Source organism: Pseudomonas sp. KK4 (assembly GCF_001984065.1).
Classification (GTDB): Bacteria; Pseudomonadota; Gammaproteobacteria; order Pseudomonadales; family Pseudomonadaceae; genus Aquipseudomonas.
In genome coordinates, this window is the sequence record NZ_LYVP01000058.1 from 1 (window position 1) to 16,655 (window position 16,655).

14 protein-coding genes are annotated in these 16,655 nt (G+C 61.1%); 1 reads left to right on the forward strand and 13 read right to left on the reverse strand.

What is annotated here, in order from left to right:
- Nucleotides 1-324 precede the first annotated feature (324 nt).
- From B0W55_RS18705 to B0W55_RS18750, 10 genes are all read right to left on the reverse strand, one after another.
- Nucleotides 325-1,395 (reverse strand): ABC transporter ATP-binding protein, encoded by a 1,071-nt coding sequence (locus tag B0W55_RS18705; RefSeq protein ID WP_077047413.1) that lies wholly within the window; start codon nt 1,393-1,395, stop codon nt 325-327.
- Complete coding sequence (locus B0W55_RS18710) at nt 1,392-2,990, reverse strand: iron ABC transporter permease (RefSeq protein WP_077047414.1); 1,599 nt, start codon at nt 2,988-2,990, stop codon at nt 1,392-1,394. Before B0W55_RS18710 ends, B0W55_RS18705 begins: the two co-directional genes overlap by 4 nt.
- A gap of 4 nt (nt 2,991-2,994) precedes the next feature.
- On the reverse strand, nt 2,995-4,008 hold the full coding sequence (locus B0W55_RS18715; protein WP_077047415.1) for an iron ABC transporter substrate-binding protein: 1,014 nt from the start codon (nt 4,006-4,008) through the stop codon (nt 2,995-2,997).
- A 235-nt stretch (nt 4,009-4,243) separates the two neighbouring features.
- Nucleotides 4,244-4,789, reverse strand: coding sequence for a membrane integrity-associated transporter subunit PqiC (locus B0W55_RS18720; RefSeq protein ID WP_077047416.1), 546 nt, complete (start codon nt 4,787-4,789; stop codon nt 4,244-4,246).
- A gap of 17 nt (nt 4,790-4,806) precedes the next feature.
- The gene (locus B0W55_RS18725) at nt 4,807-6,483 is read right to left on the reverse strand and encodes an intermembrane transport protein PqiB (RefSeq protein ID WP_077047417.1); all 1,677 of its coding nucleotides are present in this window, start codon (nt 6,481-6,483) and stop codon (nt 4,807-4,809) included.
- Entirely contained in the window at nt 6,464-7,120 is a 657-nt protein-coding gene (locus B0W55_RS18730) for a paraquat-inducible protein A (protein ID WP_077047418.1), read from the reverse strand. Before B0W55_RS18730 ends, B0W55_RS18725 begins: the two co-directional genes overlap by 20 nt.
- Nucleotides 7,117-7,713: a paraquat-inducible protein A gene (locus B0W55_RS18735; protein ID WP_077047419.1), complete on the reverse strand. Its 597-nt coding sequence runs from the start codon at nt 7,711-7,713 to the stop codon at nt 7,117-7,119. The genes B0W55_RS18730 and B0W55_RS18735 overlap by 4 nt, the downstream gene beginning before the upstream one ends.
- A 247-nt stretch (nt 7,714-7,960) precedes the next feature.
- The gene (locus B0W55_RS18740) at nt 7,961-9,262 is read right to left on the reverse strand and encodes an FAD-binding oxidoreductase (RefSeq protein ID WP_077047420.1); all 1,302 of its coding nucleotides are present in this window, start codon (nt 9,260-9,262) and stop codon (nt 7,961-7,963) included.
- A complete protein-coding gene (locus B0W55_RS18745) occupies nt 9,259-10,347 on the reverse strand; it encodes a polyamine ABC transporter substrate-binding protein (RefSeq protein ID WP_077047421.1) in 1,089 nt (362 codons plus the stop codon). Before B0W55_RS18745 ends, B0W55_RS18740 begins: the two co-directional genes overlap by 4 nt.
- 168 nt (nt 10,348-10,515) lie before the next feature.
- Nucleotides 10,516-11,874 (reverse strand): glutamine synthetase family protein, encoded by a 1,359-nt coding sequence (locus B0W55_RS18750; protein ID WP_077047422.1) that lies wholly within the window; start codon nt 11,872-11,874, stop codon nt 10,516-10,518.
- Between the two features lie 161 nt (nt 11,875-12,035).
- On the opposite strand from B0W55_RS18750, the gene B0W55_RS18755 reads away from it, so the two are divergent.
- The gene (locus B0W55_RS18755) at nt 12,036-12,965 is read left to right on the forward strand and encodes a helix-turn-helix domain-containing protein (RefSeq protein WP_077047423.1); all 930 of its coding nucleotides are present in this window, start codon (nt 12,036-12,038) and stop codon (nt 12,963-12,965) included.
- Here B0W55_RS18755 and B0W55_RS18760 read toward each other — a convergent pair.
- From B0W55_RS18760 to galE, 3 genes are all read right to left on the reverse strand, one after another.
- Nucleotides 12,962-14,014, reverse strand: a complete 1,053-nt coding sequence (locus B0W55_RS18760; protein ID WP_139340936.1) for an acyltransferase — start codon at nt 14,012-14,014, stop codon at nt 12,962-12,964. The genes B0W55_RS18755 and B0W55_RS18760 overlap by 4 nt on opposite strands.
- Nucleotides 14,015-14,104: 90 nt before the next feature.
- Entirely contained in the window at nt 14,105-15,580 is a 1,476-nt protein-coding gene (locus B0W55_RS18765) for a family 16 glycosylhydrolase (protein ID WP_077047424.1), read from the reverse strand.
- Nucleotides 15,577-16,632, reverse strand: a complete 1,056-nt coding sequence (gene galE, locus B0W55_RS18770; RefSeq protein WP_077047425.1) for a UDP-glucose 4-epimerase GalE — start codon at nt 16,630-16,632, stop codon at nt 15,577-15,579. The genes B0W55_RS18765 and galE overlap by 4 nt, the downstream gene beginning before the upstream one ends.
- Nucleotides 16,633-16,655 lie beyond the last annotated feature (23 nt).

Here is a 16,655-nt window from a genome sequence, read left to right on the forward strand (position 1 = left end):
TCGCGAGCAAGCTCGCTCCTACAGGGGATGGGGTTGTGCGTTGAATGTACGTACGGCTCAAAACCTGTGGGAGCGGGGGTGCGACGATTAGACTTGCTCGCGAAAGCGGTGGATCAGCCAACATATGCTTTGGCTGATGCACCGTCTTCGCGAGCAAGCCCGCTCCCACCGGGGGATGGGGCGCATCTGCGAGATTCTGGGTGGCTGGCAGGCCGTCATCGCTGGCAAGCCAAGCTCCCACAGGATTCGGCATGCGGCAGCACAATCCATGGTGCTGTGCGGCCAACATGGAATCTCCCACAAAAAATCGCGCAGATTAAGAAATCAAGGCTCACTCAACACATGAGCATGCCCAATGGTCGAGACATGCACGGCGCTCCCTGCCGGTGGCGCATACATGCCGGAGCTGCGTACCAGCAGCGATCGGTTCGATTGTTCACCGTCGGCCGAGGCCTGTAGCTCTACGGTCAGGGTGCAGGTGTTGCCGCTGAAATCCCGATCGGTCACCACTGCGCGGCAGCCCATGACTTCTGCGGTATGGGGCTGGATGCTGGCCAGTTGCAGTTGCTCGGGCCGCAGCATGATCTGCGCCGCGCTGTTGTTGCGATGGTTGTTGACCGCAATCCGTCCCAGGTCGCAGTGGGCCCAGCCGGCTTCGATGCGGGCAGGCATTACCACGGCGTCACCGAGAAACAGCGCGGTCTGCTCATCGTTGGGGTAGCGGTACAGATCCAGCGGATGCCCCGACTGCACCAGGCGGCCATGGCGCATCACCGCCAGTTGATCGGCGAAGGACAGGGCCTCGCTCTGGTCATGGGTGACCAGGATGGTGGTCACCCCGGCTTGCGCCAACAGACTCGCCACCAACTTGCGCATATTGGCCCGCAGGCCCGTATCCAGGGCTGAGAAGGGCTCGTCGAGCAGCATCAGGCGCGGTTGCTGGGCCAGGGCCCGTGCCAGCGCCACCCGCTGCTGCTGACCGCCGGACAATTCATGGGGCCAGCGCTCGGCCATGGTCGAATCCAGTGCGACGCTGTCCATCAGTTCGGCGATGCGCTGCTGCCGTTCGCTGCCCTTGGTCGACAGGCCGAAGCCGATGTTGGCCGCGACCGTCATGTGCGGGAACAATGCGCCATCCTGAGGCACATAGCCGATCAGGCGCTGGTGCGCCGGTACTTCATGGGTACTGTCGACCAGGGTCTGGCCGTTGAGCGTCAAGCGCCCGGAATCGGGAAACTCAAAGCCGGCGATCATCCGCAGCAAAGTGGTCTTGCCCGACCCCGACGGCCCGACGATCACCGTGCGACTGCCGGCAGGCACCGACAGGCTGACGTTATCCAGGGCTTTGTGTGCACCGTAGGTTTTAGAAAGCGAATGCAGTTCCAGAGCGTTCATCGGCCAGCCGTTTTTTTGGATTGGTGATAAAGGATTCCAGTCAATGGCAGCGACAGCACGATCATTGCCAGGGCATAGGGTGCCGCGGCGGCGTAATCGATTTCGCTGGTCAATGCCCAGAATCCGGTCGCCAGCGTGCGCGTGCCGTTGGGGGCGAGCAGCAGGGTGGCGGTCAGTTCATTGGTGATGGCCAGGAACACCAGCGCCGCGCCCGCCGCAGCCCCCGGGGCCGCCAGGCGCAGGGTGATCAGCCACAATGCCCGGGCTGGCGAACGGCCCAGGCTGCGCGCCATGTTTTCCAGTTCCACCGGCGCCTGGGCGATGCCGGCGCGCAGGCTGACCAACGCCCGGGGCAGGAACATCAGCAGGTACGCCAGCAACACGGTGATCGTGGTCTGGTAGATCGGTCGGGCAAAATGGATGGTCACGGTGACCAGCGCCAACGCCACGACGATGCCCGGCAACGAACTGGTGATGTAGTTGCAGCTTTCCAGCATCCGTTGCAACCGCCCCGGCGAGCGGATCGACAGCCAGGCAATGGGAATGGCCGCGCAGGTGGTCAGTGCCGCCCCGGCCACGCCCAGCAGCAGCGTCTGTTCCAGGGCCGGCAACAGTTCGGGCCAATTCCAGACCTCCGATCCCCCGGCAATCAGCCACTTGCCCAGAGTGATCAACGGTACGCCCAAGGCCAGGGTGCAGGTGACGATCTGCAGGACTTGGGCGAGTACGATGGCCGGCGTGCCGAGCATGACCATCCGCTGTTCCCGGGCACTGCCGGAACCGACGCGGGCGTAACGCGCATGGCCACGGGCGGCGGATTCGAATGTCAGCATCGCCAGGCAGCACAGTGCCAGTACCCCGGCCAGCAAGTTGGCGGCAGGCCCGTTGAAGGTGGATTTGAACTGATCGAAGATCGCCGTGGTAAAGGTGTCGAAGCGGATCATCGCGTACAGGCCATATTCAGCCAGCAGGTGCAGGCCCACCAGCAAGGCGCCACCGCAGATCGCCAGGCGCAGTTGCGGCAAGACCACCCGCAGGAACACTGCCCAGGGCTTGAGCCCCATGGACTCGGCGACGTCTTCGATGGCCGGGTCGAGCCGGCGCAGGGTCGCCGCCACCGGCAGGTAAAGGAACGGGAAATAGGCGATCACCGAGACCAGCACCCCGGCAGACAAGCCGTGAATCGGCGGCACCAGGCTGACCCAGGCATAGCTGTGCACGAACGCCGGTACCGCCAGCGGCGCGGTCGCCAGCAGCGACCAGGCCCGTCGCCCAGGCAAGTTGGTGCGTTCAGTCAGCCACGCCAGCGTCACCCCCAGGACAATGCACAGGGGCACCGTGATGACCACCAGCAACACGGTATTGACCAGCAATTCGCCGACCCGTGGCCGAAACACCAGCGGTACCAGGGTGGCCCATCCGGTGTCCAGGTAGACACCAATGACGAAGGCGATGGGCAGCAGCGCCATCAACGAAACCAGCACCGACAGACCCGTCACCCACGCGCCGCCACGGCTGGCGAACAGGCCACGGGATCGACGGCGCAGGTGGGCGGGTGCGGTGTCGGTGATACCCGCCGGTAGAGTTTCTGGCATCAATTTAAAGCAGTCCCGCCTGAGTCATCAGTTCCACGGCTTTTTTACTGTCGAGTCTTGAAGCATCGACAGTCGGGGCGTCGAGCTGCTGCAAAGGCACCAGTTTGGAATTGGATTGAGCGTCTTTGCCCACCGCATATTCAAAGGATTTGCCGTCCCTGAGGATGGCCTGGCCATCCTTGCCGGTGATCCATTTGATGAACGCCTGGGCCTGTTCCGGGTGTTTGCTGGAGGCCAGCACACCACCGCCGGAAATGCTGACGAATGCCCCCGGATCCTTGTGCTTGAAGTAGTGCAGGGCGGTGTTCTTGCTGTTTTCGCCGGTCTTGGACTGATCGACGAAGCTGTAGTAGTGATAGATCACGCCGCTGTCGATCTGCCCGGCGTTGACCGCCTTGAGCACCGAACTGTTGCCGCGGTAGGCGGTGAAATTGGTTTTCATCGCCTTGAGCCATTCCAGGGTCGCCGCTTCGCCTTTCTGCTGCAGAATCGCCGCGACGATGGCTTGGAAATCGGCCCCGCCCGGCGAGGCGCCCCAGCGACCTTTCCACTCTGGCGCGGCCAGGTCCATGATCGATCTGGGCAGTTGCGCTTCGGTCAGTTTGCTGGGGTTGTAGACGAATACCGTTGAACGTGCGGCGATCGCCGCCCATTTTCCATGGGCCGGGCGATAGGCCGCCTCCACCTGTTCCAGGGTGGCCTTGTCGAGCGGGGCGAACAGGCCTGCGTTGTCCACCAGGACCATGGCCGGGGAGTTTTCGGTGAGGAACACGTCGGCCGGGGACGCAGCGCCTTCCTGGACGATCTGGTTGCCCATCTCCGTGTCGTCGCCGTTGCGCAGGGTGACTGGAATCCCGGTTTCCTCGGTAAAGCCCTCGACCCAGGCCTTGGTCAGGCCTTCGTGTTGCGCGTTGTACACCACGATGCCGACGCTGTCGGCCGCATAGACGTGGCCGGCACTCGACAGGGCGCAGACCAGCAGGGCAGGTTTTAGGAAGGACGGGATTCGGAGAATCATCGCTGTGGCAGCTCCTGTTTTTTTAGTTTCGAGCAAGCAGATTCGACGGGAAGAACGCCGATTATTGTAGATCAATAGGAATCATTTGCAGATTTACGGCGGCGGCAAATGTAATGGGTGAAATGAGAAAAAATTGTCAAAGCGATGCGCCAATGACAAAGCGGTAGAGGCTGAAGCCTTTGTGGTGAGGCAATTTATCCCCTCACCACAAGGTTTGCCCCCCAAGGTGACTGCGTCAGGCGCCAGGACAGCCCTTCTGCGGATTGCTCGCCGCCTGACTGATCAATGCGGCCAGTCGCGTGACGTTGTTCTGCTGCGCTGCCACCAGCTCATCGATGGACGGTCCGGAAGGCGACTGCAATTTACTGCGGCAAGGCAGCAGCTCGTTATCGCCGGTACGCAGGCGCCACTTTACGTCGAGCAACCCATACTGGCCGGGAATCGAGTCGAAGCGCTGGACTTCCAACCTTACCGAAGCCTTGCGTTGTGGGTTGCTGTTGACCATCTGATCGGTCAGGGCGCTGCGCAATTCGTCCACCAGGCTGGCTCCCCACCACTGGGTTTCGAGGATGGCCATGCCGGTATTGCCCTGACGCACGACGATCTGCGGACGGTCGACCTGGGGCGGAACGACCAGGCTTTCGATCTGAATATCCGCCGTGGGCCTGGAATTGCCGCCCGGTTGTGCCGGCGTCAGGGTGTGAAACTGGATCGGATCGCTACGGCAAGCGGCGAGCAAAGCGAGCGCGGCGATCAATGTGATCTTCAGTGGAAAAGCCATGGGTGATGCTCCTGTGATCATTTCTTCGGCGGCCCTTGCAGATCCATGGGGGCGGCGTTGTCAGGTCGGCCGCGAATCAGCGATTCCGGATGGCGTCCCAGGTAGTCCGCCAGATCACGCAGCGAGCGCGTGGTGCGTCCCAGTTCGTCCAGCGTCTGGTCAAGCTTCTCCCGTTGCGGCGAATCGTCGGCCAGCGTCGAGTTGGCCGATTGCAGGGTGGTATTGGCCGATTGCAGGGTCTTGCTGAAATCCGTCAGGGTGGTTTGCACGCCCGGCAATGTCTTGGCGTTGAATTGACCCAGGCCCTTGCGCAGCTCCAAAAGGTTGCTGTCCAGGTTGCCGGCGATACGCTCGATGGGCAGTTGATTGAACTTGTTGACCATGGCTTCGAGTTTTTCCTGCAACTGCTCCAGGCTGCCCGGAATCGTGGGAATGGACGGCGGTCGGGCATCGACGTCGAATTTGACTTTTTCCGCTTTCGGGTAGAAGTCGAGGGCAATGTACAGTTGCCCTGTCAGCAGATTGCCCGTGCGCGCCTGGGCTCGCAGGCCGTTGTCGACAAAACTGCCCACCAGACGCACGCCCGCAGCCTCGTCGTCGGGATTGTGATGCAGCGCCGCGAGCATCTTGGTATGGGCCTCGCCCAGGCGTTGCGGGAAAATCACGATGCCGACGGTATAGGGGAAGGTCCGGGTTTTGGCGTCGAAATCCAGGCTGACAGAGACAACCTTGCCGAATTCGACACCGATGAATTCCACCGGCGCACCGACCTTGAGGCCACGCAAGGGCTGATCGAATCGCAGTCTCAGGTATTGACCCTTGCCATTGGGCGGGGCGAGGGCCGTTTGCTGGTCTTCGAACAGTTCGTAGGCATATTCCTCAGGCGCGGGCTTGTCGTCCGGGCTGTATTCCGGCGCACGGAACGCAATGCCGCCCACCAGCAGGGACGACAGGGATTCGGTCTTGACCGCAAAACCGTTGGCGCCGACATTCACGTCGATGCCGCTGGCGTTCCAGAAACGGGTGTTTTCGGTGACGTATTGATCGTTCGGCGCATGGATGAACAACTCGATGTTCACCCCTTTGCCGTCAGGGTCCAGGGCATAGGCCACTACCTGGCCGACCGGTATCTTGCGGTAGTAGACGGGAGAGCCGATGTCCAGCGAGCCGAGGTCGGTGGTGTGCAAGGTGAAGCGCTTGCCTGGTTCGCCGTAGGTAATGGGCGGCGGATTCTCCAGGCCCTTGAAGTTCTTCGCACGGGCATTGTCCTGGCCAATGTCGGCGCCGATGTAATCGCCCGACAGCAGGGTATCGATGCCCGATACGCCGCCGGCGCCGATACGAGGCCGCACCACCCAATACTGCGAGTCCTTGCGGGTAAAACTCTCCGCCTGCTTGGCCAGTTTGATGGTGGCGTTGACGCTTTTCTGGTCATCGCTCAATTCGACATCAGTTACGTGACCAATCACCACGTTGCGGTATTTGACCTCAGTCTTATTGGCGGTCAGGCCATCACCGGTCTTGAAGGTGACCATAATGGTCGGCCCTTCCTGCAAGATGCTGTGCACCACCAGCGATATCCCCACCAGTACCGCGACGATCGGCACGATCCAGACCAGCGACACACTGAACCTGCGGGTCTTGATGGGTGCCTGGCCGGGGGCCAGTGGCCCGTCAGTGGCTTGTTGCTTCATCCTTGACCTCCTCGAAATGTGAGCGTTCGCCCTGGGTGTCCCAGATCAGGCGCGGGTCGAAACTCATCGCCGACAGCATGGTGAATACCACCACCAGGCCGAAAAACAGAATGCCCGGGCGCGGCTCGATGTCGGCCAGGGCTTGAAATTTCACCAGCGAGGCCACCAGGGCCACCACGATCACGTCGAGCATCGACCAATAGCCGATGAGCTCGACGAAGCGGTACATCGTCGAGCGCTCCTTGCGCGCCCACAGGCTGTCACGCTGCACGGTGACCAGCAGCAGGGTCAGGGCCACGAACTTGATCCCCGGCACCGCGATGCTGGCGATGAAAATGATCAGGGCGATGTCCCAGGCGCCAGCCTCCCAGAACTCCAGCACGCCACTCATGATGGTGCTGTCGGCACCGTTGCCGACCATTTGGGTGTTCATCACCGGCAGCAGGTTGGCCGGGATGTAGAACACCAGCGAAGTGAACAGGAACGCCCAGGTACGAGTCAGCGAATTGCTCTTGCGCCGGTGCAGCGGGGCGCCGCAGCGCTCGCACTCGTGGGGCTCATGGGTCATGTCACAGGCCAGGCCACAGGTGTGGCACAGGCACAGGTTCAGATCGCTGGCGGTGGGTGGCGTTTTCATTGAATGTCCCACAGGTCACGCACATCGCGACCGGCGATGCGAATCATCATCAGGCTCAGGATGGCGAGGGCGAACAGGCCGATACCGGGTAGCACGTCGAGCAATCCGGCCAGTTTGATCACTGCCACCATGGCGCCCAGCAGGCAGACTTCGAGCATGCTCCAGGGCCGCAGGGTTTCCAGCCAGCGCATGCAGAACCGGAACCCGGGTGCCCGGCGATTGCCCAGGGCATGACTCAGGACCCAGATCAGCAACAGCAACTGGAAGATCGGCGCAATGATCATGGCGATCGCCGCCACCATGGCGATGAAGGTGATCGGTCCCAGGCTCAGGGCCAGTACCGAGTCCCACAGGGTGGCGCTGTTTTTCAGGCCCTTGAGGCTGATGCTCATGACCGGGTAGAAATTGGCGAAGATCCACAGCATCAAAGCGGTGAAGGTCAGCGCCAGCCGCTGCTGCACCGTCAGACCGTTATAGCGCTGCAGCACACCGCCACAACGTATGCACAGAGTCTTCTGGTGTTTGGCGAGCGTGGCTTTCTCGTACACGCAGTCACAGTGCTCGCAGATGATCAATGGGGCTGTCGTTGCCATGGCCAGGCTCGATGAATGCAGAATTGATGAGCACCCCCTCAATATAGAAGTGACTCGCCATTGAGCAAATCGAAAGGCCTATCGGAGCAAATGGGGGGATGGAAAAACCCGTGGTGAGGGCGATTACGCCCGCTGGGGCGCGAAGCGGCACCCGCATTCAGCCAGACAAAGCGGGTGGCCTGTTTTTGCGACTGCTGCGCAGCCGGACGGGCGTAAACGCCCTCGCCACAGAGGACCTCATTATTTATCAGCCCAGCATTTCACGCACCCTATACCAAAGCATACCGAGGGCCAGCAGTGGCGAGCGCAGGGCGCGACCGCCGGGAAAGGTCATGTGGGGCACGGCGCTGAACACGTCGAAACCCCGGCTGTGTCCGGCGTGGATTGCTTCACCCAACAGTTTGGCGCACCAGTGCGTCACGTTCAGGCCGTGGCCGGAATAGCCTTGGGCGTAGTACACATTGGGGTGCTGGCTCAGGCGTCCGACCTGGGGGAAGCGATTGGCAGTGATGCCGATCCGGCCGCCCCATTGATAGTCGATGCGCACATCGGCCAACTGCGGGAACACCTTGAGCATCTGCGGGCGCATGTAGGCCGCGATATCCCGTGGGTCGCGTCCGGAGTAGTGGCAGGCGCCGCCGAACAGCAGGCGCCGGTCGGCCGAGAGCCGGTAGTAATCCAGGCCGACCTTCTGATCGCACAGGGCCAGGTTGTGCGGGATCAACTGCGCCGCAAGCTCCGCTGGCAGGGGCTCGGTGGCGATGATGTAGCTGCCTGCCGGCAACACCTTGCCGCTCAGTTTCGGCTCGAGCTCTTCCAGATGCGCATTGCAACCCAGCACCAGGCGACCGGCGCGCACCGTTCCCCCGGCGCAGCGCACCTGCACCGTGCTGCCATGAATCAGCTCCAGCACCGGGCTCTGCTCGAAGATCCTTACACCGAGGGAACGCGCCAGTTGCGCTTCGCCCAGTACCAGATTCAAGGGGTGCAGATGTCCAGAGCCCATGTCGATCAAGCCCCCGGTATACACACCGGCGTCGACCACCTGCTCACGGATCTGCCCGGGCTCTACCAGTCTCACCTCGTGGGCGTAACCGGATTCTTTCAACTGCGCGTGCTCGGCCTTCAGCCCGGCAAACTGCGCCGGGGTGTTGGCCAGCTCGCAAAAGCCCCAGCGCAAGTCGCAGTCGATGCCGTGCTCGCGGATCCGCCGGCCCACCAGTTCCACCGATTCAACGCCCGCCCGCTCCATGTAACGGACGCCCTCGGCACCGACATGCCGGGCAAACCCGCTGACGTCGTGGCCGATGCCGCGAATCAACTGCCCGCCGTTACGGCCGCTGGCGCCCCAGCCAATGCGCCGGGCTTCCAGCAGGACCACCGAGAGCCCGCGCTGGGCCAATTCAATGGCCGTGTTCACGCCGGTAAAACCGCCGCCAATCACACAGACATCCGCCACCAGGTCTTCGCCCAGCGTGGGGAAGGGCGCCTGGCCGTGGGCCGAAGCGGCGTAGTAAGAACGGGTATGTTCCTGGGTGTACTGGTTCATTGGTTGGACTTCACTTTGCTCCAGGACCGGGTCATCAGGCGCATGATCGACTGCTGCGGCGTGGTGGAGATGTAGAGCTTGTCCAGCACTTGTTGAGGCGGGTAAACCTCTGGGTTGTTCACCAGTTCCGGGTCCATGTATTGCTTGGCCGCCGGGTTCGGGTTGGCGTAACCCACAGAAGCGCTGACCTTGGCGATCACTTGCGGATCAAGCAGGTCATTGATGAAGGCGTGGGCTTCTTTCGGGTTGCTGGCATCGGATGGAATGGCCAGCAGGTCGAACCACAGGTTGCTGCCTTCCTTGGGGATGGCGTAGGCAATGTTCACATTGTTCTTGGCTTCCTTGGCGCGGTTGGCGGCCTGGAACACATCCCCTGAGTAACCGAAGGCCACGCAGATGTCGCCATTGGCCAGGTCCGACACGTACTTGGAGGAGTGGAAGTAGGTCACATAAGGCCGGATGCTCAGCAGCTTGGCCTCGGCCTTCTTGTAGTCCTCGGGGTTTTCGCTGCGCGGGTCCATGCCCATGTAGTTGAGCACGGCGGGGAACACTTCATCGGCCGAATCCATCATCGACACGCCGCACTGGCTGAGCTTCTTGATGTTTTCCGGCTCGAACAGCACCGCCCAGGAGTCGATGTGGTCGATGCCCAGCACCTGTTTGACCTTGTCGACGTTGTAACCGATGCCGTTGGTGCCCCACAGGTAAGGCACGGAGTGCTCGTTGCCCGGATCGTTTTTCTCAAGCAGTGCGAGCAATTTCGGGTCAAGGTTCTTGAAGTTCGGCAGTTGCGCGCGGTCCAGCTTCAGGAACGCCCCGGCCTTCACCTGGCGGGCCAGAAAGTGGTTGGACGGCACCACCACGTCATACCCGGTGCGCCCGGCCAGCAGCTTGCCTTCCAGGGTTTCGTTGGAATCGAAGACGTCGTAAATCACCTTGATCCCGGTCTTGGCCTGGAAGTCGGCGAGGGTGGTTTCGCCGATGTAATCGGTCCAGTTGTAGACGCTGACCTGGGGTTGGGCCTGGGCAATGGCGCTGAACAGGGTTGCCAGGGCGAGCGGGACTACGGATTTCAACAGACGCATTCGACACCTCTAGGATTTATTGGATTTTTTTTCAGGGGATTGCGTTCTCCATGTGGGAGCGGCTTGCTCGCGAAGAGGCCAGGTCAGTCAGCCTATTTGTTGATTGACACACCGCATTCGCGAGCAAGCCCGCTCCCACAGGGGGCGCGGGCTTGGCAGAGAGCTCTGTCAGACGCTCAACAACAGGAACTCCCGCTCCCACGAGCTGATCACCCGCTTGAAGTTCTCGTGCTCGGCGCGTTTGACCGCGACGTAACCGCGCACGAACTTGTCGCCCAGGTAGCGACCGATGGCGGCGCACTCTTCCATCTGGGTCAGGGCGTCTTCGATGGTGATCGGCAGGCGCAGGTTGCGCCGTTCGTAGGCGCGGCCTTGCACCGCGGCGCTCGGTTCGATGCCTTCGACCATGCCGATGTAGCCGCACAGCAGGCTGGCGGCGATGGCCAGGTACGGGTTGGCGTCGGCACCGGGCAGGCGGTTTTCCACGCGCATCGCGTCGGGGCTCGAGGTCGGCACGCGCAGGCCGACGGTGCGGTTTTCTTCGCCCCATTCGACGTTGACCGGTGCCGAGGTGTCCGGCAGGAAGCGGCGGAACGAATTGACGTTGGGTGCGAACATCGGCAGCACCTTGGGGATGTACTTCTGCAGGCCGCCGATGTGCTGGCGGAACAGGTCGCTCATCTGCCCGTCGGCGTCGGCGAAGATCGGCTGACCGGTTTCAATGTCCACCACGCTCTGGTGAATGTGCATGGCGCTGCCCGGCTCATCGCCGATCGGCTTGGCCATGAAGGTCGCGGTGACGTTGTGTTTGAGCGCCGCCTCGCGCAGGGTGCGCTTGAACACGGTGATCTGGTCGGCCAGGTCCAGGGCGTCGCCATGACGGAAGTTGATTTCCATCTGCGCCGGGCCGTCTTCGTGGATCAGCGTGTCGAGGTCCAGGCCTTGCAGTTCGCACCAGTCGTAGACGTCTTCGAACAGCGGATCGAATTCGTTGGCTGCATCGATGGAGAACGACTGTCGACCACTTTCGGCGCGGCCCGAACGGCCCAGCGGTGCCTTGAGTGGCAGATCAGGGTCTTCGCAGCGCTGGGTCAGGTAGAACTCCATTTCCGGCGCCACAATGGGCTTCCATCCCTTGTCGGTGTAAAGCTGCAGGACTTTCTTCAACACGTTGCGCGGCGACAGTTCGATGGGGTTGCCGAACTTGTCGAAGGTGTCATGGATCACGATGGCGGTTGGCTCGATGGCCCATGGCACCACGTACACCGCATCGGCGTCCGGCTTGCAGACCATGTCGATGTCGGCCGGGTCCAGCAGGTCGTAGTAGATGTCGTCGTCGACGAAGTCCCCGGTTACCGTTTGCAACAGCACACTTTCCGGCAGGCGCATGCCTCGCTCATGCAGGAACTTGTTGGTGGGTGCGATTTTGCCGCGTGCAATGCCGGTCAGATCGCTGACGACGCACTCGACTTCGGTAATCTTGTGATCTTTCAGCCACGTGAACAGCTGATCGAAAGGGACATTCATAAAGACCTCATTATTGGTTTTATTAACGCGGGGGAATGTCGGATTGATCTGTCAGACGCTTCCCCTGTGGCGCGTTGACGACTATCTTGGGCGAGCGTTGCGGTTCCATCTATCCACTTTAAGCAGCACGAAGCGCACCAAAAGAGTGCGCCAGGCCACCCATGAAAGTGTCAGATTCAATACAGGTTCAAGCCTTCAACACCGCCGATGTCGCCGAGCAGATCCGCGCCACACCGGGCTGGGTCCAGCATTACCAACAGATGTCGCCGGGGCATTTCGCAGGCCTGGTGCGCTATCTGGATTTGCAGGGCGTGGAGATTTACGAAGAGTCGATGAACACTCGGGTCGAGCAGAATTTCAGCGCGCCACCGGGCTCGCTGGCGTTCTGTTTCGATCGCAGCGACAACGCGCTGTACGTGTTGAACGGCGAAAGCCGCAACATCTGGATCACCCCGGAGAACTATCAGGAAATCGCCGTGGTCTTCGGCCCGGCGTTCGTTGAGCGCCATGCGCTGGATGTCGCCAGGCTCGAAGGTCTGTTCATGGCGCCGCTCAACTCCGGGCAGAACGCGCTGTTCAGCCGTTGGCTCAGCGGCACGCTCACGCGGTTGTCGCAGACGATCGATCCGCCGAGCCGCGAAGCCCTGACCCAGCAGCTGCTCGACGATTGCCTGTTCATCCTCGATAACGCCTGTATCTGCCTCGATCAGGGCGCATTGCAACGCCGCGCCGGGGAGCGGGCGATCATGAAGCGAGTGGGGGAATGGGCGGCGGATACGCCGGAAGAACACCTCAACCTGCTGGAACTGTCCCAGGTGGCGGGGGTGTCGCTGCGTCAATTGCAGCATGCGTTCAAGACCTACACCGGCATGGCGCCGACCCAGTGGCTGCGTCTGCGTCGGCTCAACAGCGCACGGCGTGAATTGCTCAGCCGCACGCCGACGCAGACCACTGTCGCCGAGGTGGCGATGCACTGGTCGTTCTGGCATCTGGGGAGGTTTTCCAGCAGCTATCGCGCGCTGTTCAAAGAGTTGCCCAGCGACACCCTGAAGCGGGCGAGCGCGGCGCAACCTGCCGGCCGGCGGCGCTAGAGCCAGGTTCTGACACGGGTGAAGGATTGCGAGAGGGATTTTTTCAGAAGACTGGCGAAGGGCACTTCGATGTCTTTATGGATGATGTAGGACGTACTGATCATCAGGGCGAGCGTGCCCCATAGCACCAGGTGCGGGTTTACCGCGGGATAAGCGATGTTGAAGATCATGAAGCCGATCATCTGATGCAACAGGTAGAGGGGGTAAGTCAGCGTTCCCAATACCGTCCAGTTCAATGTGCCTACGGTGCCGGTCCTGTTGGTTGCGATCAAAAAGAACGCAGCGAAAAACACAACAATGATGCTGCACACGATCAAGGAATCGTATTGGGTTGAATATTTGGGTTCGAGCAATTGGGCCCATGCAATGGCGGTGTAGCAGGCCAGTGCCAATGCCCCGGCCAGCAGCGCGACTCGCGTCTTTGTGAAGCCCTTGGCCCAGACAAGATAGAACGTCGCCCCCGCCGTGAAATAGGCGGCGTAATCGGTAATCAATATTGAGCGCAGCTTCTCGAAACCCAGTATCTCCGCCGTGGCAGAAATCATCAGCCAGAGCACGAGACAGGTCTCTATTTTCTCTATTTTCCTCAAGCCCAGCACAATGGAGATCATCAGGTAAAACTGTATTTCCACAAACAGTGACCAGTAGACGCCATCGATCGGCAGCACACCCGTCAAGTCACTCAGAAATGTCATGTTGATGAGGTATTGGTAGACAGTGGCCGAATACCTGGGCTGTCCAATGGCAAGCGTGATCAGAAACGTGAGAGTGCAACACACCCAGAAAGCGGGGCACAGGCGCACCACGCGGGAGATGAAAAACGCTTTGAGGTTATTGCTTGAAGCGGTCATCAGAATCACGAAACCGCTGATCATGAAAAACAGCTCGACGCCCAGGTAACCGTATTTGGCAGGCTCGGCCAACAGTGGGTAGGGCATTTCAGACATGTCGCCTTTGGCATACCCGCGAAACGCATAGTGAAAAAACACTACGGCCATGGCAGCCAGAAAGCGCAGCAAATCCAGTTCGTTCAGCCGGCGTTTGATCACGTAGAGGCGCTCCAGTTGTGTTGGCGCGGAATGAAAACCAACCTCCCTGCCGATTGAATGTTGACCCTGGGTGTATGCCGGAGCGTGGCGCTATCGAGTTCGCTGCCACATCCGCAAGTAGTCGACTTCGAACGTGGAGGGCAGGTCGGCATCGTCGACCACCCCAAACCACTTCCAAAAGGCCTCGCTGTCGAAGTTCACCTCCATCGGAAAGAAGAAATACGGGTTCTTCGACTCCCTGACCAACACGCCGTCGACATACCAGCGCAGGGTGTCGGGCTGCCAGTCGAAACCGTAGACATGGAAGTCATCGGCCAGGCGCCAGGGGCTGACCCAGATGCTGCCATTGGCAATGTGCTCGGTGCTTTGCGGCGTGGCCCACAAGTGGGCATTCATGTTGTACGAGCGGTCCAGGGCGCCGTTTTTGGTCTTGCCGCCTATTTCGAAGATGTCGATCTCGGTGGCGTTGTCCGCCATACCCGTCCACGCCAGCCAAAAGGCACTGGAGCCAGCGGAATTCATGGGTTTGGCCCGGGCTTCGTAGTAGCCGTAGAACCCCCGTTCCCGGGTTCTGACCATCGCTGAGCTGTAGTCTTTGAAGCCGAGCTTGACGTACTTCTCGGGCAAGGTTTCCTTGCGGAACACAATGTTCAGGTGGCCGTTGCTGACCGTGGCATTGTCGGGCTTGTACAGCGCCGGTTTGCGTCCCAGGGACTCGTTGCCGATGCCGTTGTTGACGTGCCAGCGATCGAGGTCGAGGGTGCTGCCGTTGAATTCATCGGACAGCACGGCGTTGAGCATCCACCGGCCGGCATTGGCCTGATCGGACAGCGGCAGGTGGTCGTTGCTGCGGGTGGGCAAGGGACCGAGTGGCCCGACTCGGGTCCAGTTGTTGGCTTGTTCGGGGATGGCAACCGACCATTTCTGCGCCAGGTACTCAAAGGCCTGCTGGCGTTCTGCAAGGGAGGCCAATGCACGGTCGTACACCAGCACTTCGGCGATGTCGCCGCGAAAGTTGTCGGCGCTGCCGACGGCATTGCGCCCCACGCCGAACGGGCCGATCGGCACATCGTCAAGCTCCAGCACGGCAACGCTCGGCCCATAGGCGCTGGTCTGTTGCAGGCTGATGGCGAAATTGGGCAACTGGTTATCGTTGAGGGCGGTGTGCGGGCGTGAGCTGAACAGGCGTTGCCAGGGATCGACCTCAGGCTGTTCGGACAACCGACGGGACACGACCAACACCGTCACTGGCCCTTTGCCGCTGCGAATGCTTTTGCCGAGCAACCCCGAACCGCCACTGAAATGCAGCACCGAATGGCCATTGACGGCGTTTGCCAGCCGCTGCGGCGGCGCGGCGCCATCGTCGACGGTGGCGTGATGGCCCTGGCCGGACTTGTCCCGCCATTGCCGCACGCGGTTCTGCGCATCCAGGGTCAGGCTCGCCCCATCGTCCGCATCCAGCCACAGCACCAGCCCGGTGGTGGGCACACCGGGAGATGCCTGTGCTGCATGGCCCGCCATCGAAAGCGACAGCAGCAGTAACAGCACCGATCCTTTCAGCATCATTTGACGGCCATCAGCGCTTGAATTTCAAACGACGACTGATACCCCTGCGGGTTGCACGACTGCCAGCGCCAGGTATCGACGATCATCTGTTGCAGATCGCGCTGCGCGGTCCAGCCCAGTTCCCGTCCGGCCTTGCCGGGATCGGCCCAGCATTGGGCAATGTCACCTTCGCGTCGGGGTACGAAGCGGTAGGGAATGGTGATGCCGGTGATGTCCTCGAAACTCTGGATGATTTGCAGCACGCTGTAGCCAATGCCGGTACCGAGGTTCCAGACGTTGATGCCGTTACTGTGTTGCAACACCTGAAGGGCCTTGAGGTGGCCGATGGCGAGGTCGACCACGTGGATGTAGTCGCGCACGCAGGTGCCGTCCACGGTGGGATAGTCGTTGCCGTACACCGTGAGTTCAGGAATCCGGCCAATGGCGACCTGGGTCAGGCATGGCAGCAGATTATTGGGGCGGCCCCTGGGGTCTTCTCCGATCATCCCGCTTTCGTGGGCGCCAATCGGGTTGAAGTAGCGCAACAAACCGATGCTCCAGCGTGGGTCGGAGTGGCACAGGTCGGTGAGCAACTCTTCGATCATCAGCTTGGTGCGGCCATAGGGATTGACCGGTTTGCCGGTGCCGAAATCTTCGCAGATCGGTGTTCGCGCGGGCTCGCCGTACACCGTGGCCGATGAGCTGAACACCAGTTGGAACACGTTGTTGCGCGCCATCGCCCGGCACAGCTCAAGGGTGCCGGCGACGTTGTTGGCGTAGTAGTCCAGCGGCTTGCTGACACTTTCCGCAACGGATTTGAGGCTGGCGAAATGCACCACCGAATCGATGTCATAGCGGCGGAAGATATCGTCCAGCAGCTTCGAATCACGGATGTCGCCCTTGATGAAATCCACCCGGGTCAGGGTCAGTTGTTCCAGGCGTGAGATGCACTCTCGACAGCTGTTGCACAGGTTGTCGAGTACCAGCACATTGTGGCCGGCATTGATGAGCGCCAAGGCGGTATGGGAGCCGATGTAACCGGCCCCGCCAGTGATCAACGTAGTTTTGCGCATGGTGAGGTCTTCCTGTCTCAGGG

What these genes read in the sequence shown, in the direction of transcription:
- B0W55_RS18705 (WP_077047413.1), bottom strand. Translation starts at nt 1,395, where the DNA reads ATGAACGCTCTGGAACTGCATTCGCTTTCTAAAACCTACGGTGCACAC.
- B0W55_RS18710 (WP_077047414.1), bottom strand. Translation starts at nt 2,990, where the DNA reads ATGCCAGAAACTCTACCGGCGGGTATCACCGACACCGCACCCGCCCAC.
- B0W55_RS18715 (WP_077047415.1), bottom strand. Translation starts at nt 4,008, where the DNA reads ATGATTCTCCGAATCCCGTCCTTCCTAAAACCTGCCCTGCTGGTCTGC.
- B0W55_RS18720 (WP_077047416.1), bottom strand. Translation starts at nt 4,789, where the DNA reads ATGGCTTTTCCACTGAAGATCACATTGATCGCCGCGCTCGCTTTGCTC.
- B0W55_RS18725 (WP_077047417.1), bottom strand. Translation starts at nt 6,483, where the DNA reads ATGAAGCAACAAGCCACTGACGGGCCACTGGCCCCCGGCCAGGCACCC.
- B0W55_RS18730 (WP_077047418.1), bottom strand. Translation starts at nt 7,120, where the DNA reads ATGAAAACGCCACCCACCGCCAGCGATCTGAACCTGTGCCTGTGCCAC.
- B0W55_RS18735 (WP_077047419.1), bottom strand. Translation starts at nt 7,713, where the DNA reads ATGGCAACGACAGCCCCATTGATCATCTGCGAGCACTGTGACTGCGTG.
- B0W55_RS18740 (WP_077047420.1), bottom strand. Translation starts at nt 9,262, where the DNA reads ATGAACCAGTACACCCAGGAACATACCCGTTCTTACTACGCCGCTTCG.
- B0W55_RS18745 (WP_077047421.1), bottom strand. Translation starts at nt 10,347, where the DNA reads ATGCGTCTGTTGAAATCCGTAGTCCCGCTCGCCCTGGCAACCCTGTTC.
- B0W55_RS18750 (WP_077047422.1), bottom strand. Translation starts at nt 11,874, where the DNA reads ATGAATGTCCCTTTCGATCAGCTGTTCACGTGGCTGAAAGATCACAAG.
- B0W55_RS18755 (WP_077047423.1), top strand. Translation starts at nt 12,036, where the DNA reads ATGAAAGTGTCAGATTCAATACAGGTTCAAGCCTTCAACACCGCCGAT.
- B0W55_RS18765 (WP_077047424.1), bottom strand. Translation starts at nt 15,580, where the DNA reads ATGATGCTGAAAGGATCGGTGCTGTTACTGCTGCTGTCGCTTTCGATG.
- galE (WP_077047425.1), bottom strand. Translation starts at nt 16,632, where the DNA reads ATGCGCAAAACTACGTTGATCACTGGCGGGGCCGGTTACATCGGCTCC.